This window comes from Chryseobacterium sp. OV279, from assembly GCF_900128945.1.
Classification (GTDB): Bacteria; Bacteroidota; Bacteroidia; order Flavobacteriales; family Weeksellaceae; genus Chryseobacterium.
In genome coordinates, this window is record NZ_FQUD01000003.1 from 819,993 (window position 1) to 842,339 (window position 22,347).

The 22,347-nt window shown below is 37.6% G+C and carries 20 protein-coding genes; 2 read left to right on the forward strand and 18 right to left on the reverse strand.

What is annotated here, in order from left to right:
• Positions 1 to 260: 260 nt before the first annotated feature.
• The 4 genes from BUA72_RS16210 to BUA72_RS16225 all read right to left on the reverse strand — a co-directional run bounded on the left by BUA72_RS16210 (position 261) and on the right by BUA72_RS16225 (position 5,146).
• A complete protein-coding gene (locus BUA72_RS16210; RefSeq protein WP_072923918.1) occupies positions 261 to 1,193 on the reverse strand; it encodes a DUF6845 domain-containing protein in 933 nt (310 codons plus the stop codon).
• Positions 1,194 to 1,214: 21 nt separating this feature from the next.
• The gene (locus tag BUA72_RS16215; RefSeq protein WP_072923920.1) at positions 1,215 to 3,098 is read right to left on the reverse strand and encodes a type VI secretion system baseplate subunit TssF; all 1,884 of its coding nucleotides are present in this window, start codon (positions 3,096 to 3,098) and stop codon (positions 1,215 to 1,217) included.
• A gap of 25 nt (positions 3,099 to 3,123) precedes the next feature.
• Positions 3,124 to 3,564, reverse strand: a complete 441-nt coding sequence (locus BUA72_RS16220; RefSeq protein WP_034725422.1) for a GPW/gp25 family protein — start codon at positions 3,562 to 3,564, stop codon at positions 3,124 to 3,126.
• A 163-nt stretch (positions 3,565 to 3,727) separates the two neighbouring features.
• A complete protein-coding gene (locus BUA72_RS16225; protein ID WP_072923921.1) occupies positions 3,728 to 5,146 on the reverse strand; it encodes an APC family permease in 1,419 nt (472 codons plus the stop codon).
• Positions 5,147 to 5,289: 143 nt separating this feature from the next.
• Here BUA72_RS16225 and BUA72_RS16230 point away from each other — a divergent pair, with 143 nt between their 5' ends.
• Positions 5,290 to 5,805, forward strand: a complete 516-nt coding sequence (locus BUA72_RS16230) for a DUF4920 domain-containing protein (protein ID WP_072923923.1) — start codon at positions 5,290 to 5,292, stop codon at positions 5,803 to 5,805.
• Between the two features lie 75 nt (positions 5,806 to 5,880).
• Here BUA72_RS16230 and BUA72_RS16235 read toward each other — a convergent pair whose 3' ends face one another.
• Positions 5,881 to 6,990, reverse strand: coding sequence for a M14 family zinc carboxypeptidase (locus BUA72_RS16235; RefSeq protein WP_072923924.1), 1,110 nt, complete (start codon positions 6,988 to 6,990; stop codon positions 5,881 to 5,883).
• Positions 6,991 to 7,833: 843 nt separating this feature from the next.
• On the opposite strand from BUA72_RS16235, the gene BUA72_RS16240 reads away from it, so the two are divergent.
• The gene (locus BUA72_RS16240) at positions 7,834 to 8,370 is read left to right on the forward strand and encodes a helix-turn-helix transcriptional regulator (RefSeq protein WP_072923926.1); all 537 of its coding nucleotides are present in this window, start codon (positions 7,834 to 7,836) and stop codon (positions 8,368 to 8,370) included.
• 58 nt (positions 8,371 to 8,428) lie between these two features.
• Here BUA72_RS16240 and BUA72_RS16245 read toward each other — a convergent pair whose 3' ends face one another.
• The 13 genes from BUA72_RS16245 to BUA72_RS16305 form a co-directional block, all read right to left on the reverse strand.
• A complete protein-coding gene (locus tag BUA72_RS16245; protein ID WP_072923927.1) occupies positions 8,429 to 9,448 on the reverse strand; it encodes a T9SS type A sorting domain-containing protein in 1,020 nt (339 codons plus the stop codon).
• A 227-nt stretch (positions 9,449 to 9,675) separates the two neighbouring features.
• Complete coding sequence (locus BUA72_RS16250; protein WP_072923929.1) at positions 9,676 to 10,842, reverse strand: proline dehydrogenase family protein; 1,167 nt, start codon at positions 10,840 to 10,842, stop codon at positions 9,676 to 9,678.
• A gap of 64 nt (positions 10,843 to 10,906) precedes the next feature.
• Complete coding sequence (locus tag BUA72_RS16255) at positions 10,907 to 11,836, reverse strand: UbiA family prenyltransferase (RefSeq protein WP_072923930.1); 930 nt, start codon at positions 11,834 to 11,836, stop codon at positions 10,907 to 10,909.
• Between the two features lie 10 nt (positions 11,837 to 11,846).
• Positions 11,847 to 12,773, reverse strand: a complete 927-nt coding sequence (locus tag BUA72_RS16260; protein ID WP_047455523.1) for a mevalonate kinase family protein — start codon at positions 12,771 to 12,773, stop codon at positions 11,847 to 11,849.
• Positions 12,774 to 13,070: 297 nt separating this feature from the next.
• Complete coding sequence (locus BUA72_RS16265; RefSeq protein WP_072923932.1) at positions 13,071 to 15,236, reverse strand: T9SS type A sorting domain-containing protein; 2,166 nt, start codon at positions 15,234 to 15,236, stop codon at positions 13,071 to 13,073.
• A 209-nt stretch (positions 15,237 to 15,445) separates the two neighbouring features.
• Positions 15,446 to 15,835: a DUF3060 domain-containing protein gene (locus BUA72_RS16270; RefSeq protein ID WP_175548909.1), complete on the reverse strand. Its 390-nt coding sequence runs from the start codon at positions 15,833 to 15,835 to the stop codon at positions 15,446 to 15,448.
• A 219-nt stretch (positions 15,836 to 16,054) separates the two neighbouring features.
• Complete coding sequence (locus BUA72_RS16275; protein WP_047455438.1) at positions 16,055 to 17,545, reverse strand: MFS transporter; 1,491 nt, start codon at positions 17,543 to 17,545, stop codon at positions 16,055 to 16,057.
• A 106-nt stretch (positions 17,546 to 17,651) separates the two neighbouring features.
• Entirely contained in the window at positions 17,652 to 18,830 is a 1,179-nt protein-coding gene (locus tag BUA72_RS16280; RefSeq protein WP_072923933.1) for an acetyl-CoA C-acyltransferase, read from the reverse strand.
• Positions 18,831 to 18,888: 58 nt separating this feature from the next.
• Entirely contained in the window at positions 18,889 to 19,302 is a 414-nt protein-coding gene (locus BUA72_RS16285; RefSeq protein WP_139259631.1) for a hypothetical protein, read from the reverse strand.
• Positions 19,303 to 19,313: 11 nt separating this feature from the next.
• The gene (locus BUA72_RS16290) at positions 19,314 to 19,718 is read right to left on the reverse strand and encodes a hypothetical protein (RefSeq protein WP_072923936.1); all 405 of its coding nucleotides are present in this window, start codon (positions 19,716 to 19,718) and stop codon (positions 19,314 to 19,316) included.
• A 149-nt stretch (positions 19,719 to 19,867) separates the two neighbouring features.
• Positions 19,868 to 20,959: a hypothetical protein gene (locus BUA72_RS16295; RefSeq protein ID WP_072923938.1), complete on the reverse strand. Its 1,092-nt coding sequence runs from the start codon at positions 20,957 to 20,959 to the stop codon at positions 19,868 to 19,870.
• Positions 20,960 to 21,041: 82 nt separating this feature from the next.
• Complete coding sequence (locus BUA72_RS16300; protein ID WP_072923939.1) at positions 21,042 to 21,761, reverse strand: hypothetical protein; 720 nt, start codon at positions 21,759 to 21,761, stop codon at positions 21,042 to 21,044.
• A complete protein-coding gene (locus BUA72_RS16305) occupies positions 21,727 to 22,281 on the reverse strand; it encodes an RNA polymerase sigma factor (protein ID WP_047455449.1) in 555 nt (184 codons plus the stop codon). Before BUA72_RS16305 ends, BUA72_RS16300 begins: the two co-directional genes overlap by 35 nt.
• Positions 22,282 to 22,347: the final 66 nt, after the last annotated feature.

Genomic DNA, 22,347 nt, shown 5'->3' on the forward strand with positions numbered 1-22,347 from the left:
ATTTTAGTTAAATTTTCAGGATGCCGTACTCAGAATCAATTGGGCTCATTTAATCGAGGCTCCGGTTAAGAAAATTAAAATTAAGGGAACTGAAAGAGGAAGGTTGAGAGTTAGCAGTAGACGCTTATTTTTAACAATTACTTTAAAAACTGCGCTGAAATTTTTCTTTAAAAGTCATAAGTTGAGACTTCCTTATGTCAATAAAAACAAAAAGACTGACACCATGTATCAGTCTTTTTCTATAAGTTCAATTTTGCTCTTTATTTTACAAATGAATTGTATGAATTCAATACCGATTCGTAAGAGGAATCGATCTGCTGGAGATCGCTGTCGGAAATTTTTCCTGTTCCTTTCGCATCACGAATTAGTTTTCTGTAGGTATCCAAAAAGCCTGAAGCCGTTTTATTGAAACTTTCAAACTGTGATTTTTTATAAGAATACTGCGGATCTTTCACGGTGAATTCTAATTTGGAATTCGCTTCTACCGTTTTGGCAAGCTCATCATACTTTTTCTGAGCTTCCGCTTCGTTGAATTTTCCCGTATACTGTTTGTCCAGAAGATCAATATTGGAATCCAGAGAATTCATGACACTTTTAGAAGAAATGATGTACTCTTTCATCGGATGATCTTTCAGAACCACTTCTTCTGCGGCATCTGTGCCCGGTTTGATCTTGGCAACCACATTTTCTCCGGAAGTAAACAGAGCCTGCGCTTCAGTTTCAATATCCTTTGTTATCGCATCTGCTTTCGCCCCTTTATCATCTTTATAATCTTCCGAAGTCATATAAGATTTAAGCTCTTCAAACTTTTTCTCTATGTTTTCCTTTTTAGCTTTGTAAGTATTAAAGTCCGCCTCTATAGCTGCTTTGTCTTTTCCAAATCCTGAAGGTACCTCTTTGATCTTTCCGAATGAATAATCCATCGAGCTGATCACAATAGGCATGATCATAACGTTCTCCCCTTTTGCTTTTGCAGAAGCGGCATCAGCATATTTAAGGATACTTTCGATATGTCTGGACGTACTTTTATATGAATCTAAAAAGTTGTTGTTAAAATCAATGATGGCATTGGCATCATCCGCTCCTCCAAGATTCAAAACAGATTTACCCAGTTTACTGACATCTTTTTTACAGCTGATGACACTCACCGATGTAAAGGTCAGGGCCATCGCAAGTACGATAATCTTTTTCATATGTTATAATTTTAAGTTTGGTTATATTTCGTCAAGATCGATGTCTTCATTGCTTATTTTCACTACATACTCAATCCCGTCAATCGCTTTTGAAATAATCTGGTTTCTGAGGATATTGGCCATGTTTTCCCAGTACGCTCTTCCGTAAAAAGAATAGTTCTGCGGAATGATTTCTACCTCAACGGTTCTTACAAAACCTTCCTTAGGGCGGTTACTGATCATCGTTCCCCTTCTTACCCTTACTTCTTTCACCTCATCTTTAAGGATCATTCTGCAGTAGTTTTTAACGTCTTCCAGAGAAATGATCTTATCTCTTGTCGTTAATGCATATTTGTAAGCCTGAATACTGTCTGTCCCTTTCTGCTCTTCCGCACCTCCAATTGTTTCAGTAAGAAGTACCACGGTCTGCGATTTCAGCTGATTGGAAAGTTCAGTTCCAGGACGCATATGATTGGCCAAAGTACAGTGCGTCACCCAGAAAGAAGCATACGTATGGTCTGTTTTCTCTACAGGCTCCATAATCACATAATTCAGTTCCTGTCTGATATTTCTTTTGGCATTGTTCACCTTCTGCACCATCGTCTTCATTTTGTCCGACATTTCACTTAGGACTCCTTTAACATTATCCCTGTTTAAAAGTGAAAATGCAGCGATCTCATCTCTGGTCAGTTCCAAAACATTGGCGATCATATCTACCGCATTTCTGTTGGTAAAACGCTCCATTCCTCCTTTTCTTACGGTGTAGAGGCCTTTTTTAAGATCATCCGCAGGCGTAAAAGGAATTTCGGTGTATTTTCTTCCGTCGCCGTCCTGAACCTCATCCACATAAAGGAAATGTTCACCTTCGTCTGTAACCAGAGGAATATTGTTCCCCATAATGTCCAGACTGTATTCCGTTTTCTTCCAGCCTCTGTTGTAAACCGGGAAAGCATTCATCACAAATGAGAAGTTATCCAGGATCTCGGCAGAAAATTGCGGTGGAAATTCGAAAGTAAGCCACAAATAACGCTTGTCTCCGATCTGTTTTCTAATTTCCTCTTTTCCATCCAGAAAATCCAGATTTTGTGGCAATTTTCCGGGTTCTGAGAAAAGACTGCTTGAAAGTCCTGTGATTTCTATGAATTTATGGCGGTAAATACTTTTAATATCTTCAATCGCTTTGTTGCGGATAGACTGCTCCCTGAACATCTGCTCATATCCTTCAGGCTGATTATTGCTCAGATAGCTAAGCCCTTCCCTTACAAATAAAGGGTTTCCGTTGCTCGTTACCGTAATATAAGGAAGAAGTTTGTACACAAAATCCATATGCTCAAAAGCCGGATTTGAACAGAATACGCTTAAATATTTAGGGAAATTCTCGCTCGCATATCTGCTGACATCCACTCCGATGGTAATCTTTCTGTAATCTTCAGGTTTCCCCGGAAATCTTGCTACCGGAATTTTATTAAGCCTGTCGTCTACACTATAACAGGTATTTCCTACAAACATGACAGCCGTCTGTACTTTATTGATCCTTACATTTCCCACAGGGGTAAAAGGAATATTCAGCTGTTTGTCCGATTCTGATTTCACCGTAGAAGTCATCTGCTTACGGAAAAAGAATTCCGTATGTTCCAGCAATACTTCCGAAGAATCATAAGGCAGCGTAAAAGCCACCGCATGAGCCGGAATCGGATGGGTATAAATGGATGGTGTCAGAAGTTTGGCCAGTTTCTCCAGGATACGGGCGTTTACGGTCTGAATCTCGTTATTGGCTTTAAAGACTTCCGTACTGAATGCGTCTATCAGTAGTTTTACAAAAGGGTCCAGAGATTGCGGGCTTTTCAGTCCCCACACTTTGGTGGCGTTCTGAAGCATTCTTGCCTTTACAGATTCTTTGGAGTATATATTTTGATCTAAGTTCATAAATTTTTCTTGCAGTTAAAAACATTTAGTCAATAGACATCGGACTTAAAAATAATTCTGTAGAAAAGCTGAAACGCTCTCCCGTTGCCTCCATTTTTGCATTGATGGCAATTCTTACTTTCTTTTTGATTTCTGTGTGTTCTTTGGTATCGTAGCTGTGTTCTACAAATTGAATGTGGGCATCAACCTGCGCCTGTACGATCCGGGGTTCATACTCCTGAATCTGCCTTCTCAGGCTCTTAATGAAAACGCTTTCCCATACGGCACTGGTTACCCCATTGTCGAATTCCAGGTTCCAGACGTCGTTTCCATAGTTGTCATCATATCTATTCTCGCCTTTTTTGGTGGTGATCAGCAGCATGATATTGTGCGCAATGCTTTCGCCCATGTCGCAGATATCAATGCTTCCGCCTTCTGTCATGAGTGTTGAAGGTACAAAAGGCATTCTGTAATTTGGTGTATCCATAGTCAGCTTCTTATTTTTACTTCATGGTCTAGTTTACTTAAAAAGAGCTACCAAAATACACATTTTCATGAAATAAATCGGAAAATACCTCAAAAAATATCGCATATAATAAAGGCTTCCGGGTTTTTACGGAAGCCTTAAATAGGGTTTATACGGTTAAAATTTATGATTGATCTGCCGTCTTTTTTCTGTTAATGAAATAATAGACCGGAAGTCCTAGCAGGACCATTACAAATCCGGGCCAGGTATATTGTTGTTTGTAGATCAGAAGCAGTACACAGAAGCCTGTTCCGATCAGAAGATAGATAATTGGAGTTACAGGATACAGCCATGTTTTATAAGGTCTTTCAAGTTCCGGTTTTTTAAATCTTAAATAAATAACCCCGAAAACGGTAATCATGTAGAATAAAACGATCACAAAAGAGATCATGTCCAAAAGATTTCCGTACTGTCCGCTCAGGCATAATATGGAAGCCCATATTCCCTGCATCCATAAAGCATTTTCAGGAACTTCATTTTTATTATTCTTTTCAGCGGAGTTGAAGAACATTCCGTCTTTGGCCATGGTTTGAAATACTCTTGCACCTGCCAGAATCAGTCCGTTGTTACATCCGAACGTAGATACCATTACAAGAACGGCAATAATAACAGTCCCCGCACTTCCGAAAATATTCTGAGATGCGGCTACAGCTACCCTGTCGTTGGTAGCAAAGGCGATACCGTCCCTGCCCAAAGCATTTAAGTAAACATAATTAACTGCTATATAAAGGATCATCACAGCAGAAGTTCCGTAGATCATTGATTTCACAATATTCTTTTTCGGATTTTCCACTTCTCCGGAAACAAAAGTTACGCTTTCCCAGGCTACAGAACTGAACACAGAACCTACCATTGCCGCTGCAATTCCTCCAAGCAAAGTCATTCCCCCGATAGGCTCCCAGCCTTCTTTAAGGAAATTACCGCTGATATCTTTTTTAAGGTTATTAAATGAATCTGAGCCTAAACTGAAATTCTCAGCCATATGCGAAAAGTCCACCAAGATGAACCCAGCCGCAATCAAGCCTACTAAAGCAATGATTTTTGAACCTGTAAAAACATTCTGAAGCAGTTTTCCGCTCTCAACACCACGTGTATTAATATAAGTCAGTAAAAGAATAACGGCTATTGCCAGGATCTGTATCCAGGTGATTTTAAATTCTCCACTCTGAAAAAGAGGCGCCGCATCATTCAGCGAAGGAACAAGATAAGCTGTAAATTTACCGAAAGCCATCGCCACAGCAGCAATAGTTCCTGTCTGAATCACTGTAAATAAGCCCCAACCGTAAAGGAATCCCATCTTTTTACCAAAAATCTCTTTAAGATAGGTGTATTGTCCGCCTGCCTTTGGAAACAGAGCCGAAAGTTCTCCGTAACTGATGGCTGCAGCTACCGTCATCACTCCGGTGATCACCCACACTACAATCAGCCAGTAACCTGATCCCAGGTTCCGCATCATATCAGCACTTACAATAAAGATCCCACTTCCGATCATAGAGCCCATTACCAACATAATGGCGTCCCAAAGTTTCAGTTTTTTTTGCATAGTCAAGTATAGGCGTCAAATATAATCAAATCTGTCTTTCGTTTTGGAATTTGTTTAAAATTTACTGCACCACCTGTTTTTTATCAACCTTTTCTCAATTTAATATTCAATTTTAATTAGTACTTTTGAAAAAAATATTAAAAATGAAATTCAAGGCTATATTATTTGCAGCAGCGGTGAGTGTTTCCACTTTAGCTTTTGCACAAGAGACATCACAGAAAAAATTCGGACCACCGGAAGGTAATGCTATTGTAGGTGATGCTTATGGAGCTGGAGTTGTTTCGACGTCCGAGTCTAAAGCCATTACCGTAGATAAATTAAGCAAGAAGCTTAAAAAAGATAACAAAAAAGTGGAAGGTGTAGCAGTGAAAGGAAAAGTAACTGATGTATGCGAGAAAAAAGGATGCTGGCTAACGATTCAGACTGAAGATAATTCTCAGTTTTTCGTGAAAATGAAAGATTATGCATTCTTCGTACCTACTGCCTTAAAAGGTAAAACTGTGGTTCTTGAAGGAACAGCAGAAAGAAAAGTAACTTCTATAGACGAACAGAAACACTACGCTGAGGATGCTAAAAAACCTCAGGCTGAAATTGACGCTATCAAAACTCCTAAAGAAGAGATCAGATTTGTAGCCAATGGAATCAAAGTGGTAAACTAGTTTTGGTCTATCATAAAACAACGTCCTCAGAAAATAGTATTTCTGAGGACGTTTTATTTTAAGCACAATGATAGTCTAGTCTTCTATTGTAAATTCTGCCACAGCATCCAGTTTCGGATATTTAGTCGGTGCTACAAACTTCTTTCCTGTACAGTCTATTTCTATCCAGCCTTTTCTTTTCTTCACGTCGCCCACTTCCATGACAAAAGGTACAAAAGATATCTCATCCTTTCCTTCTTCTATCACCTCCCGGTACTGAACCGCAACATCCAGAATGCATTCATGATCCGTATTCAGTTTGACATTCCTGTAAATAATGTCGTAATGGGTTTCCTGATTTTCCGGAATTTCAAGGTATTTTTCCCAGCCTTCAATATCAGAGTTCAATTCACTGATTGCTTTTAATGCATAATATAAAGCTACTGTATAATATTTTCGGGTTCCCTTCCTTGGATAATCATCTGCGAAATGTCCTCCTTCAAATAATATTGTAGGCATTCCAGCTTTAATAAAATTGTCTCCGGTAGAAGTCGGATAAAACTCATCAGAATATCTTCCGATTTGATTCGGGATTAATTCTTTTAAATGATCATAAATCTGTCCTATAACCGCCATGCATTTTTTTCTGTTCTCCGTCACGGTACGTTCTATATTTTCCGAAGGTGCCAGAAAAGAAAGTGTAGCAGGATGTATCCCGTCCGTTGTGAAAATCGTTCTTTGCTCGTGAAGATTTAAGGCATAATCATAAGTATTGGAAGCAGCAGCTTTTTTAAGGTATTTAATCTCCGTGCTAGACTCATTGTGAAAGTCACGGTTCAGATCAATATCTGCAGCATTCAGCCTCGTCCATTTTTCAGATCCGTCAGGGTTTAGCATAAAAATAAAATCCAGTCTGATTTTACTGAAAAGATCTTCCTTCATTTCCGGAGCCTTATCTAAAGTTTCCAGGAGATCCAACATTGCGTGAGTAGCGTTGGATTCATTTCCGTGCATTTGAGACCAGGCCATAACTTTAATAGTTCCGGTTCCGATGCTTAGCTGATAAATAGGTTTATCTAAATACGATCTTCCAATCTCCTGAATGTAACCGCTGAGATTGTTCTGTAGGTAGGAAAATAATTTTTCAGGGGAAATATAGCGATTTAAGAAATTAGGGTTTGGAAAATAGATCTGTTCAAAATTCATTATAAATAATTTACAAGAGTCAAATTTAATGATTTTTAGGCAAAAAATATTAGTTAACATTTGTAATTTAATCAAACAACGCCTACTGTCATTTTGTCTGTGGATAAAATTGTTAATTGAATATAATATAAACAGCATATCGCAAATTACTACAATTCAATACTTTACACTGTTTATATCAATCATATTTAAAACATTGCTTTAAGTACAGAAAAGCCTGTTAATCAGCAAATAGGCATAATATTACTAAACAAGATTAATGTGGAAAACTTAGTCAGTTACAAATATATACAAATGTAAATCGTTGTTTTTTTGCCATTATATGTGAAATTCAATCAAAATCTAGCTTTGATGTATACTCTGCTACTGGCATCAAAAAAGAAGAACGTATTAATAGACCTAATTTTAAGATAATTAGCTGTAAAACACTTATAATTAATGATTTATACGTGTTATTTACGTTTGTATACAGCAAATAAAGGTATTTTATCACTCACCAATACCTTATTTCGTGCTAATATGCAGTAATTTATGAGTTTACATTTGAAAACATTAATAATCAGCCATTTAACATCTAATTAATGGTTAAATAGACATTATGAGAGCCATACCAAAGCAGAATGTTTAAAAGGTAACTAGTTCTAAAAATTGATCATATTAAATTGGTGTTTACTTTGTTAAATAGATATATAAAAGAATAATCAATACTATAAACACCTGAATATAAGCCAGTTACTACTATTTACATCTGTATATTCATAAAAAAAATCATAGTTTACTTATGTAATTTGGTTATGTAAATTTTATTATTTACATTTGTAACACAATTGACAACTTATTTTTATGAGTTTAAACGAAAGAATTTCCCAAGTTATTGAGTATTCCAATCTCAGCCCTTCCGAGTTTGCGGATGCGATTGATGTGCAGCGTTCTTCTATTTCCCATATTACTTCGGGAAGAAACAAACCATCTCTTGAATTCATCATTAAGATCAAATCCAGTTTCCCGGAGATTCTTTGGGATTGGTTGGTCAATGGAGAAGGAGAAATGCTGAAATCAGAATTACCGGAAGTAGACCCGTCAACTGAAGAAAAAGCTGATGACGGTAGAGGAAAACCTACTCCGCTCCCCGACCTTTTTACCATGATGAAAGATAATGAAGACTTCGGAGCTGAAGAGGAAATTGAGGCCGTAAAAGAGAGCCCACGAGAATCGTTTATACCACCCCCATATAAGACTCAGGAAAATATATCAGATTCTCAGCGATTAGAAAATCCCAATGAGCAAATCATTAATCAAGTTATTGGAAATCAATCTAATAAGATAAAGAGAATTGTTCTGTTCTATGAAAACGGAAAATTTGAGAGTTTCGAGCCCTAAAAAAACCTGGCCAAAGAAATTAGCCAGGATAAAAAATATTTGAAGAAGAAAACTAAAGCTATTGCTTTAATAGTTTTGTCATTTTTGTAAGTCCGCCTTCATTCTTTATTTTCAGAATGTAGTTTCCTTTCGGTAAATCTGAAACATTGTATTCTTCCGAACCCTGTAATGTTCTTATCAGCTTTCCGGAAGCATCTATAATTTCTACACTGCTTATTTTAAGCTTTTCAGGATTATTAATTCTGAAATTATCTTTTGCCGGATTAGGATAAACCTGAACCCTGTTATCATACTGCATCGTCTCCTGTGTACCCAGTGTGGTCGCAGTAAATGTAATAACGAAAGGCATGTCCAACGGAACATCCGGAGCTGTTGCAGGGTTTCCTAAATCTGTAATAGGCACCCAGGTGCTCAAAACAGCATCAAACTGTTTCGCATTAAATGTGGGAAGTCCTCTGCTTCCTACAATCGTAACAGGCGGTAAAAAGCCAGCACTCGCAGTCACTACATTTTGCAGCTGATATTTTATCCAATAGGTTCCTGCCGCTAAAGTTTTAGGAGTACTTGCTGTAACTTTCCATATCTTTCTTGCAGTACCAGGTGCCGTAACAAGCGGTACCGTAGTATTTCCTGTTCTGTACATAGTAGCATCTGCCCCAACACTGAATCTATTGGTGGTATCGTCACCATATACACTTACAGCACCTGCTATTGAAGGATCTGAGCTGAATATATTTACCCTCACCGTATTAAAAGGAGCAGTAGTTCCTGCATAATTGGTCTGATAGGCAAAAAAATCAATGGTAGAGATCTGCCATGAAGATCCGGCGGGAACTGTAAAGTCGTCAGCAATAAAAAAGCTTGCTGTTGCCGAACTGAAAGTTCCTCCCAATCCCAAACTGGTATTAGATTCTGTCGTATTTCCTGTGTTATTCTGAAGTTCAGACCATGTATATCCGGCAGGTGCCGCAGTCCCGCCACTAGAAGTAGCGCCCGTACTTAAACCACCATTGCTGAAGGTTTGTGCGAAGATAAAGTTAGTTGCTATAATGGCAACAACGAGTAATGTTTTTTTCATATATTAGTTTTTTATGGTTTAATCAAATATAGAAAATTATAGTTAAATAAACAATAAAAAGTTAATAATTTTAAAACAAACATAACATAAAGTTAATTTTATAAAATTATCAATAATAGAGTGAAACTATTGAAATGAATAACAAACAGTACTTTTTCCTATAAATTCATCCAACAAAAAAAAGACCTGCATTACTGCAGGTCCGGTATATTTATAAAAGGATATTCTTATTTTCTCCTTCTTTCAAGTTCTTTTTTGATCAGCCCAAGTTCTCTCCCCGTTTGGCCGGCTACAGAAGTGTTTTCTCTTGCTCTTCTGGTAAGATAAGGAACAACATCCTTAACAGGTCCATAAGGCAGATATTTAGCCACATTATAGCCTTTATCCGACAGATAAAATGAAATGTTATCACTCATCCCGTAAAGCTGTCCAAAATAGATGTGTGGATTGCCATTTTCAAGAGATTTAGCTTTCATTTTATCCATGATCAGTTCGGATGAAATCTCATTATGGGTACCGAAAAATGCCGATACTTTGTCCAGATGATTCATCACGAAATCTATTCCGGCATTATAGTTTTTGTCTGAAGCTTCCTTAGTGGGCTGGATCGGATCTGCATAGCCTTTTTCAGCAGCTCTTGCTCTTTCCTTTTCCATATAGGCTCCACGTACAATCTTATACCCGATAAAGTAATTTTTTTCTCTGGCTCTCTGAAGGTTTCCCTCCATATATTCCAGTCTTCCGGTTCTGTACATCTGGATGGTATTCCAAACGATGGGCTTTTCCTGGTTGTATTTTTCCATCATCTCTTCACATAGATGATCTGCCGCATCCTGCATCCAGGTTTCTTCGGCATCTACCATTACTTTTTTGTCATGTTCATGGCAAAGACTGCATATTTCATCAAATCTTTTGACCACTCTCGCCCATTCTTCTTTCTGACTTGACGTCAATTCTGAACCATTTCCTACTGCTTCGTACAGATCAATTCTTCCAAAAGCCGTTGGTTTAAATACAATAAAAGGGATCGCAGGATTTCCTACAGAAAATCTGATGATATCTTTAATCTCTTTGCATACCGCATCGAAAGTTTCTTCATCTTCTTTACCTTCAATAGAATAATCGAAAATACTTCCCACTCCTCTTTTGAAAAGCTGTTTCACCACCTTCATACTTTCTTCACGCGTTTCCCCTCCGCAGAACTGTTCAAACAAAGTGCTTTTCACAATTCCGGTCACGAAAGGAAAATTGTTGTGTACCGTAAAATTAAGGACAGAAGTTCCAAGGCTGGTAAGAGCAGGCTGTTCAATCATCTTAAACATCCAGTACGCCTTTCTCAATTGTGCATCAGACTTGTCTGCAAATGCAACTTTAGTATCGTTAAAAATGGGCATTCCTTTTTATTAAATTTAGTTTTGCAAAGGTAATAATAACCTCAGTTTATTTAAAGAAAATTTTCTATAATTTGCTCTCAATTCCGTTCAGCAGCATTGCGATAATTCCGACAAAAACCCAGAACCTTAATATATTGAGTGTAAAGAATTTACTCCTTCTGGATGAATCCAGCAACAGATAAATGCACAGGATCATTACAAACAGTCCTCCCGTAAAATAGTAGGCCATAAAACCTGAGATCCCTGTTTTGGCAATAAGTTTCATAGAAACAGCCATTGTAACGACCAATAAAGAAATAATGATAATCTGAGTATTTCTGGTTTTAAAATAGTTCGGAATCGTTATGTATCCAAATGCTTTGTCCACACTTTTGGTCAGCATATCCTTCACAATATCTATGCATAAAAGAATCAGGAACAGAAAAATAGCCATCAGCACCACCTTCTTGGAAAAGGTTTCATAATAGACCATCATTCCGAAAAAAGGATACAGTGTGAGACTTACAAAAGTGAGGTTGTTGATGATTAAAATCCTGCTCAGTTTATGGCTGTAAAACCACATAAAAAACTGATAGACCAGGAAGAATGCAAAAACTTTATGGGAAATCATCCATGCGACACCAAGGGATATCGCTGTCAAAACAAGATAAGCGTATAAAAAATATTTCTGTTTGATGAAGCTTTGAATTCTGGTCCGGAAAGGTTTTACCACATGATCTTTTTCCAGATCGTAAAACTGATTGATAATTCCGCCAGCCAGAATGGTTATAACCGTACAGAAGATAATACCGTGAACTTTAAAATCGAAGACGAATTTTCTGAAAGTTTCATCCTGATTAAAAAGGAAAAAGGTAGAAACATACAGGGCAAAAGTAAGCAGTATTGCTACAAAAAACCTTGCACCGATCAGAAAGCCCACGAATTGTGAAAATCTGTAAAATATAGATTTTGATACATAATTTTTAGATTGGAAAGTTTCTTTTTCAGAATTCATTCCAACCTAATTAAAATCTGTAGATCACTTCTTTCTGGAAGCCGTCAAGCATTTTTTCTGCTTTCGCATAGTCTTTGGTAAAGCCCAGGATATATCCGCCGCCGCCGCTTCCGCAGAGTTTCAGATAATAGGCATTAGAGTCCAGTCCTTTTTTCCAGATGTTGAAAATACTTTCAGGAATCATAGGACGGAAATGTTCATACGCCCAGTGAGAAAGCTTTTTCAGGTTTCTGAAGAAAGGATTCATATCTTTTTTAAGGAATGATTCTATGCAGGCATTGTTGTAACGGATAAACTCTTCTTTTAATGTCTTACGGAAACCTTCCGTTTTCATTTTTTCAAAGAAGATCTGGATCATTGGTCCGGTTTCGCCCGTTATACCGCTATCGATTAAGAATATGGCACCTTTTCCTTCCTCACCTTCCGGAATGGAAACCCGGTCCAGGTTTTCTTTATTTTCGATAAGGATTGGCAGGTTCATATAACAGATCAATGGATCCATTCCAGAACTTTTACCATGGAAATAGCTTTCCATTTCCCCGAAAACGGTTTTTAATTTCTTCAGATTATCTTTTGAGATTTGCTCCGGATCCAGTTTGTTCAGCGCATACTTTTCAAAAATAGCTGCTACTAAAGCTCCTGAACTTCCCACACCATATCCCTGAGGGATGTTAGAATCGAAGAAAAGTCCGGATGTAATATCGTTTTTCAAGCGTTCAATATCCAACTGAAAATCATCAGAAAGATCAAGCGCTGCAAGAAAGTCAGAGTATTTCTGCAGATGTCTGTTGGATTTAAGTTCAAATTCAGAACTCAAATCTGAGAATTTAAGGGTTCCCTTGTAGAAACTGTAAGGTACTACAAGCCCCTGGGAGTCTTCAATCATCCCATATTCTCCGAACAGAATTATTTTTGCATAAAATAGAGGGTTCGTCATTTTGACAATAAATCTTTTTACAAAGTTAAAATTATTCCGCTGAATATAAGCAAAACCCACGCCGAATTCCAATTTATTTATGTATAAAAAAAAGTTTTTAGCTTCAATACAGCAAAAAAGCCTGAAATAATCAGGCTTTTTTTATTAAGATTGCAAGATGGAAAAAGGATGATGGAAGCTATATTGGTTTTATCATCTCTGATCATTAACATCATTTGAAATGGTCAAAATACTATTTACTTTTTCAATTTTTATTCTCCATAATTTCCCTTCAAACATCGTACTTCCTTACTTTTCTTAATGTTTAATCAGTTTTTTATTCACCGTTTGTTTATCCGTTTCCACAGTTACAATATAATTCCCTGTCTGGATCGAGGAAATATTAACTTCCTGCTTATTCCCTTTTAATGAAGAAGCTGAAATGACCAGTCGTCCTGATTCATCATAAATTTTATATGATTTCAAAGCATCTTTAGATGAAATAACTATTATACTTTTAGCAGGATTCGGGTAAATACTTATGGTGTTATCGGTTTTAGTAACATCATCAACTCCCAAGACAGCACATGAAAAACCAGCTTTCCAGCCGTTTCCTGTAACGCCCGGATCAGATACAAACCTTACCGTAATAGCTCCTGAAGAATGGGTAGAAGTGAATGGGCCAGGTACTGTATTCCCTGTCAGATTATTTCCATTGGCAAACAAAGGAGAAGCTGTGGAAGGGCCATTATACACATACATAAAATCATAATCCTGTTCCAGTGCAAATTCTGTAAAGCTCATTGTAAGGGCTCCGGAAGCCGGATAAAATGTTTTAACGATGGTTTCATTATTTCCATAGCCTGCAGTCTGGCCACCGGTATCTGTAAACAGAGCACCTGCACACCATGCAGCATCTGTAAGGAATACCTGTGTTCTCTGAAAAGCATTGGATGCAGAACAGGTTGTGCCAACAGACAGATTATAATAAGTTGCGGGTTGCAGATTGTTGAAATTGAGCGCCTGAGATGTGGTATTTCCAGATTCTACAAGTGTTCCATCCATTTTGTTAAGTTTATATTTCCATGTCGTCGAAACAGCATCAGTAAATGCTGCATTGGCTGAAACCTGGGTAATATTTGAAATATTCATTTGGGTAATCGTCGTTCCACATGCCGTAGTACAATTGGTTCCCAGACAAGGCTTTGAATCAATAGTACTTCTGATTAAGGCTGCCGGCTGTGGTCCAAAACCATTACTAAAGCTTATTCCTACCCCTGCAACTAAGTGGCAGTAGCTCATGATGGTACCTTTAACCGTTGTGGAAGGAATTGGGCCTGTACAACCTTCACTGTAACCTGCCTGAGCTCCACATCCGTCAATCGCTGTATTATTCCCGTTCCATGCACAGGCATGCGTGTGAGGAGATCCTAAACTGTGCCCCATTTCGTGCGTCATCGCCTGAATAGTCCAGGAATATACCGGCACCTCAGAATAGGTCTGAGAAATTCCTGAATACGCGTGCTTGTAAGTTCCGCATAGAGAATTGATGTACGCCACACTGGTCGTAGCCGGAGCATTGATCAGGTGGGCAAGATCCCCGTTAAAGGTCTGTCTGTTATTTCTAAAGCTGGAAAGATTCGCATTGGGTGTTCCTGTGTAAGGATCCTGAGTGGTCCAGATATAGATTTCATTCAATGCTACTCTGATCTCATCATTGCTATAAAGTGCAGCAATATTGTTATGAACAGCGGTAAGCCAGTTAGTCGTAGTGGCTACATCAGAGTTATTATTTTGATAAGGCTTGAAACATACCTCATAATAAATTCTCACACAGTTTTCCGTCATTGCTTTTTTATTTGAAGACGGATCATATGAGATATTTTTGGCCTGGTTTTCTTTGAGTTCATCTACACCGCATACGAAAGGATTAGCTCCTGTCAGTTTAGATTCGGAATAGCTTACAAAATCTTCTGAATTTTTTGCTTTTCCGAGGACTACATTCCCCAGCTCAGAAGTAGAAGCTACGCCTACGATATCATTATCGAAGAAACTAAAGGCAGCAACTGAGGTATGATCTCCTTTGATAATTCCGATGTAGTAAGCACCCGGCGTATAATTCACGATCTCCCCTTTGTTGGTAACCACTTTAAACTCATTGGTGAAAATCTGGTTTTTATAAAGTTCCACAGTGATCTGTTTGCCTCCATCGAAAGGAAAACTAATTTCAAGGTATTCGGGTTTTTCTTTGACCAGCTTCTTCAGTTCTGCAGATTTTACCGTGATGGCTGTAATGTCCGTCGCTGCTCTTTTGTATTCAGCAAACTTAGGAGAATTCTTATTAACCTCAAACAGATCATACTTTTGAAAAGTATTTTTCTCTGCATGGTATTCAGTAATTTTTTGCGCAATGGGTCTCAAGCTTTGCGAGAAACCAAAGGCAAAGCATCCTATCAGACATAAAAGTAGAATTTTTTTAATCATTTTTCATTGAATTAGATCTACAAATAAACAAAAAAAATCAATATTTAGTGAAAAATAAATAACAATTCGATTTGATTTTAAGATAAATCACAACAAATAAATAACGGTTTATAAATATCTTCATCGGAGACAATAGAATTATATTAACCAAACAGGAGCTGAATAATTACATTCAGCTCCTGTTTTTATCTTTGTTTGGAGATTTTCTGCTATTTTTTCACGGCACTATTGCCCACTCCTGTTGAGGAAATTTCAGCTTTTCCTGACTTTGTGGGAGATGTTTTATAGAACACCCTGTTATTGGATCCTTCCAGCTCTATACGGGAAACCTTATCTGCATAGACTGTATTGCCGGAACCGGATACTTCCAGCTTTCCAGTGTAACCGGTGATGGTAATTACATTATCCACTCCTTCTACTGATGCATTTCCTCCATCTGACGAATAAGTCTGCTTATTTCCCACACCATCAACCTCAATTTTTTTATCAGTCTGCACACTTTTACCATGAGCAGATTTGGTTTTGATTTTCGTTGTTGTCTGTGCACACGTCATATTGATTCCAACTAAAATAATACCCAGAGCCAGTGTTTTTTTCATAATTTTCATATTAATTTATTTTTCAAGTCTGATACAATTAAAATGCCAGCAATCTCCCTGATTCCATTTAACATATAAAAACATACATCTATTCTACAGTCTGGCAATTTATAAAACTTAACGGTTTTCTTTTATCCTCCATCACTGAATAAAAAAAGATGCCTTACACTTAAGACATCTTATATTTTTATTAAAACAAGCTTTAAAAATATCGCTGTTTTACAGGGTATCTCTCTCTTTCAACATATTCACTTTAAGAAAACGGATCAGGACGAGACCTGTCGCGAAAAATAAAGTCATGGAAAGCGCAGCAATACGCATATTATTGAAATGCTCGATCAATGTAGCAAAGATGAATGTTCCGATAATAATCGCTATTTTTTCCAATACATCATAGAAACTGAAATAGGTGGTATTTTCCATAGAGTCTTCCGGAAGAAGTTTTGAATAGGTAGATCTTGACATCGCCTGAAGTCCGCCCATTACCAATCCGACTACCGCTGCTACTCCATAGAACTGATATTCTACCGTAGGATTTTCCTTGTTCAGGAAGTAAGCCCAAAGACAGGCAACGATCCATAATACAATAGCGATCGAGATGACATTTCTATTTCCGATTTTTCTTGATAATCTGGAGAAAATAACAGCTCCGATAATGGCTTCGATCTGAATGACCAATAGCGTTCCGATTAGTTTATCCTGAGCCAGATTGATTTCACTTTTCCCAAATAAGGTCGCCATTAAGAAAATGGTCTGCATCCCTACACTGTAAAAGAAAAAACTGGAAAGGAAGAATTTAAGGTTTTTATCTTTAAACAATACACCCCCTACTTTGAACAGTTCATGGAAACTTTCCTTCGCAATGTCTTTGTAGAAGCTCATATTATCTTTCAAAACTTCAAAGAAACCTCCTTGCTCTTCATGCTTTTTAAAGATATTCTTATAGTTTAAAAGCACTAAATCTTTTGGAAGTTTTTCTTTCACATCCCCAAATTGCGGAAGATGCTTAAACGTGTATTGGGAGAACCCAAACCACCATGCGCCGGTCAACAGGAAGCTGATTCTTGTAAATAAAAGCTGCTGTGCCGCTCCTTTTGCAAAAACCTGGATCAGTACCAGACAGATCACCACCAGAACTACAGAACCTAAATATCCATACACATATCCTTTTGCAGAAAGTGCATCCTGCTTATCCCGGGTCGCAATATCCGGCAGAAAAGAGTTGTAAAACACCAGACTTCCCCAGAACCCGACACTCGCCGTAATACTGAAGAGGAGCCCCAGAAATACATTGTGCATCCCAGTAAACATAGCTAATCCCATACATGAGGTAGCCCCAAGATAACAGAAAAACTGCAGAAATGATTTCTTATTTCCAATCGTATCCGCCAGTGAAGACAGGAACGGAGAAAGCAACACTACGATAAAAAATGATATCGTAAGTGAATATCCGTATACCGCATCCGGCTGATATTCTTTCCCGAAAATCTTGATCATATGCCTTACAGGAACATCAATCCAGGATTTTGTTTCCTCCACGTACTCCTTTTTCTCGTAAGCTGTGGTGAGTATGGAATAATAAATAGGGAAAATAGTGGATGTAATCACCAGTGAATAAACAGAATTCGCCCAGTCGTATACGGCCCAGGCTTTCATAATCCGAGGATTATTTTTTATGTTTTGAGGTTGTTGATTCTCAATTTCAGACATTTCAAATAAATATTAGTAGCACAAAAATAGAAAAACCATTAAGAAATCGATAAGAATTTAGAAAAATTATCGATTCCTTAATGGCAAAATATTCTGTAAGAGAATTTTACATATTTTCAATCACGATAGCAGAAGCTCCTCCACCACCGTTACAGATAGCTGCAGCGCCGTATTTAGCATTATTTTGCTTCAATACATTGATCAGCGTCACGATGATTCTGGATCCTGAACTTCCCAGTGGATGTCCGATGGCTACTGCTCCTCCGTTTACGTTAACTTTTGATGCATCCAGTCCTAAGATTTTATTATTAGCAAGACCTACTACAGAGAATGCTTCGTTGAATTCAAAGAAATCGATATCTGAAATCTCTAAACCTGCTTTTTTAAGAGCAATTGGAAGCGCTTTTGCAGGGGCAGTTGTGAAGTTTTCAGGCTCCTGAGCTGCATCTGCGTAAGAAACGATTTTAGCTAAAGGCTTAAGTCCTAATTCTTCCATTTTTTCTTTAGATACAAGGATCAAAGCAGAAGCACCGTCATTTAAAGTAGATGCATTAGCTGCTGTCACTGTCCCGTTTTCTTTTTTGAATACTGTAGGAAGTGTAGGAAGTCTGTCAAAGTTTACTGCTTTGTACTCTTCATCTTCAGCAAAGATAACAGGCTCTCCTTTTCTCTGAGGAATCTCTACAGGAACTACTTCTTCCGTAAATTTCCCTTCGCTCCATGCTTTTGCTGATCTTTTATAAGACTCTATCGCAAAATTATCCTGATCTTCTCTTGAAATACCATAATCTACAGCACATTTCTCAGCACATACTCCCATATGAACTTTACCGTAAACATCTGTAAGGCCATCCAGTACCATTCCATCCTGCATTTTGATATCGCCTAATTTAGTAGCGATTCTAGCATTGTAGTAATGAGGAACTGAAGACATATTTTCCATACCTCCGGCAACGATCACTTCAGCATCACCTGCTTTAATAGCCTGTGCAGCCATAGTTACCGCTTTCATCCCTGAAGCACATACTTTATTTACTGTAGTAGAAGGCGTCTCAATAGACAGACCTGCACCCAATGCCACCTGACGGGCCGGCGCCTGCCCCTCTCCTGCCTGCAGCACATTTCCAATATAAATCTCCTGAACATTTTTCGGATCAAGATTGATTTTATCTAATGCTCCTTTTACAGCAGCAGATCCCAGCTTCGTAGCAGGAACCGTTGAAAGGCTTCCCATAAAACTCCCGATAGGTGTTCTTACTGCGGAAACAATGAATACTTCTTTCATGTGTATTATATTTTACTTTTTTAAACAAAATGCTGCCTTACGGCCTCATTATACTATTCTATTTTTTTACCTTTATGTAAACCACCTCGAATTGGTCTTTTTCAATTCTAGACTGTACTTTCAGTGAGTTGTCCTGCGTTTCTATAATCTGATTATTGAAAACATCTCCAATCTGCACCGGATCATTTTTGTCTGATTTCTCCAGAACTATCGCCTTGTAATTACAGTCATCTACAAAAACAAGCGTTGATTTGATATGATCTTTCCCATTATTGAAATATTCCGTCTGAATATTACCCTTAACAGTCATATGCCATATTTCTTCAGGATAGTTGGCCCGCAGAAACTTTCCATCTCTAATACTTTTACATTTGGCTGGCTGGTCCGGCTTATCAAATGTTGTAGACTGAGATTTAGCCTGCGAAAATACCACCATAAATAAAGCTGCTGCTCCTATTTTTAAATGCTTCATATCGATGTATGTTATATCTGTGTACGTTTATTTACTTTTTTACCGCCTATAGCGAAAACCATCAGGAAAGCTCCTAAAAACTCTACTGCCCATCCCCACTTCAGTTTTACAACTCCTGCAAAAGCTTCTCTCCAGGATTTAAATGGCAGAAAGCTGAAATATTCCAGAGACTGCATTTTGACGGCCACCAATGTGAAAGCAAATAGCAGAATCAGCAATACTCCAAAAAATCTTACCACTTTCGCATTGTTGTTCACAATCCCAAAAACGGCACATGCCGCAAAAATCCAGCAGGCAATGGCCAGATAATGATCTAGTTTCCAATAGTTCCAGTTTCCGATAATGGGAACATGTACAAGCGGCAGAAAACTGCCTGCCACTACTAAAATCAATCCTAATAACTGAATATTTTTCATATTTACTAAAGTGCCAAAATACAAAAAAAAACACACTTATAAACAGTGTGTTTTAAAAACGGATGATTGGCGTACAAACATTCGTTAGCATCAATAAAAATCAATTAAAAATATACTATTTACAATAAATATCGTTTTTTATTATGTAATTAAAAAATGATATTAACGAATTCTATACCGATCTGCACTCCATATTTATTCTTCAGAAGCGCACTGTCATTGAACACAGGCGTAAAATCTTTCTGAACAAATACTTTGAGACTGCCATAGCTGATTCCGAATTTCCCACCTATAATAAAATCATTCACGCCCTGCATTATTCTTTCTCTTTCTACAATTCTTCTGGAATTTTCGTTGGAATATTTAATGTAGTTCACACTTCCTATTTTCACGCCGCCATATACTCCCATTACCAGGCTCAGCTGCTTCTTTTTGTTATCAAGATATTCAACTCCGTTATACTCCACATATTTTGGATTCAATACAAATCTTAAATCTACCGGTACATAAAGATAGGTATTATTGAACTGGGTTTTCTTCAAATTACCACGGTCAAAATCATCTACGAACAGATTGTTGTCTTCCTGTTTGAAAACCTTTCCATATTTAGGAACATACTGGTCAAATCTCATTCCGAGGCCGACACGGTAAAATACAGGACTTTTAAAGCCTCCCACCTGACCTTCATATCTCAATGCCATTTGTGAAGAGTTGATAATCGTATTTCTCGTATCAGAATTCTTATCATAAAAATTAAATGGCTGATTTTTGGAAGTCAGGCCAGTTCCCATCATACTGACAGAAAGCTCCACTGTCTTTAAAGAATGCATCGGATTGGTCTTTCTCCTTTGTCCCAGTTTCATATTAAGCCCGTTAAGTCCCACCCACATTTCATTTTTATGAATGCTGTCCCGATCCATAAAGACTGCATTTTTAACCATTTCTTTTGTAGCAGACTGCAGTTCGCTTTGCTGAGCATCTACTTTTTCATTAATGGTTTGCTGGTATTTCGAAGCAATCTCAGTACGTTGTTTCTGCTTCTCTTCCGAAGTGATTTTTTTATCTTTAAAATCTTTATCGATCATATCGAGCTCTGCATTCATTTTGGATTTTTCCGAAACCACAATGCTGTCAATTTTCTTTGAATAGATTTTAATCTGCGGATTCACATTTTGTTTTTCCTGGGCGGCACCGTATGTAAAAGCCATTACAGCAGCCATTAAAATTAGTTTTGTTCTCATATTTATTTTTTTAATTTTTAGACAATATTTTACCTCTGTCCATACTTCAGGACAGTATTTTGATTTTATAAAAGTTTAAGATTTATTTAGATTCCAGGTAAACGGTCACTCCTAAAACGGTTACATTTCCTACATTTGGAACAACTTTATCGAACTTGAAAGCTCCCAGTTTCCGTTCATCCTTACTGGCTTTTTCCCTGGCTTTGTCAAATTCTCTTCCCAGAAGAAGTTCATCGGGATTGATATAATTCTGTTTTGACTTATTAACTTCCGCAATTACAGGAGCGTTGGATGGAGTAATATTTTCAACCTTCCCCGGATTAACGAAAATATTTTCCGGCTGCTTCAACGTATGAGTCTGTTCTTTATGCTGTGTAACCTGAGTCTCTGCTATTTTCTTTTCTTTTGTTGGAGGCAAGGCTTTATCAGAGGTATTTTTTCTGTGATCTTCACTGACTATTTTCACTTCATTCTTCTCAACCGGCGGGTCATTTGAAATAACAGATGGGTTTTCAAAATCAGTATTGATTGGATTGACTGTTTTTTCAATACCTTTTTTCACGGCATAATCCGTTTCCTTATAATCAAATTTCGTTTTATAATTGTTGAAATAAATAAACGTTCCAGCAGAGATGAACAACAATATCACGGCAGCATATTTCCACCACTGAAAAGACTGTTTTAATGGCGCATCAGAGTTCTCATCCAACTTCTGGTCCAGTCTGTCCCAAAGATCCTCAGAAGGGCTTCTTTCGAGCCTCTCGTAATCAGACTTTAACTGTTTCCGTATCTCTTTTTTCATTTTCTTTTGCTTTTAAAAATTCGGTAAGCCATTTTTTTGCTTTGCTCAGCTGGCTTTTACTGGTCCCTTCTGAAATATTCAGAATCTCTGCGATTTCCTGATGCTTTTTTTCTTCAAAGACATATAAATTGAAAATCAATCTGTATCCCGTTGGCATCTGTGAAAATATTTCCTCAATATTGATTTCCTCCAGTCGTTCATCCACATCTTCATCATAATAATCATCTGCGATTTCTATATCGGCATACAGGATATTCCTGCTCTTCCTGACAAAGCTTATGGAATCATTGACCACAATTTTCCTCAGCCAAAACGGAAAACTCTTCCAGTCTCTGCATTCATCCAGCTTGGTAAAGCATTTCATAAATGCGTTGATCAGGATATCCTCTGCATCATGGATATTATTCGTATAAGAATTTGATATGGCCAGCATTTTAGCTGAAAACATCTCATACAGAGCTTTCTGGGCCTTGCGGTCCTGCTTTTTAGCCATTACAAAATTCTTTTCGAGATGCTCCATGTATCGTTTTCTATCTATAAGACGGAATTTATTTTAAAAGGTTGCCTGAAAATAAAAAAAAATTGC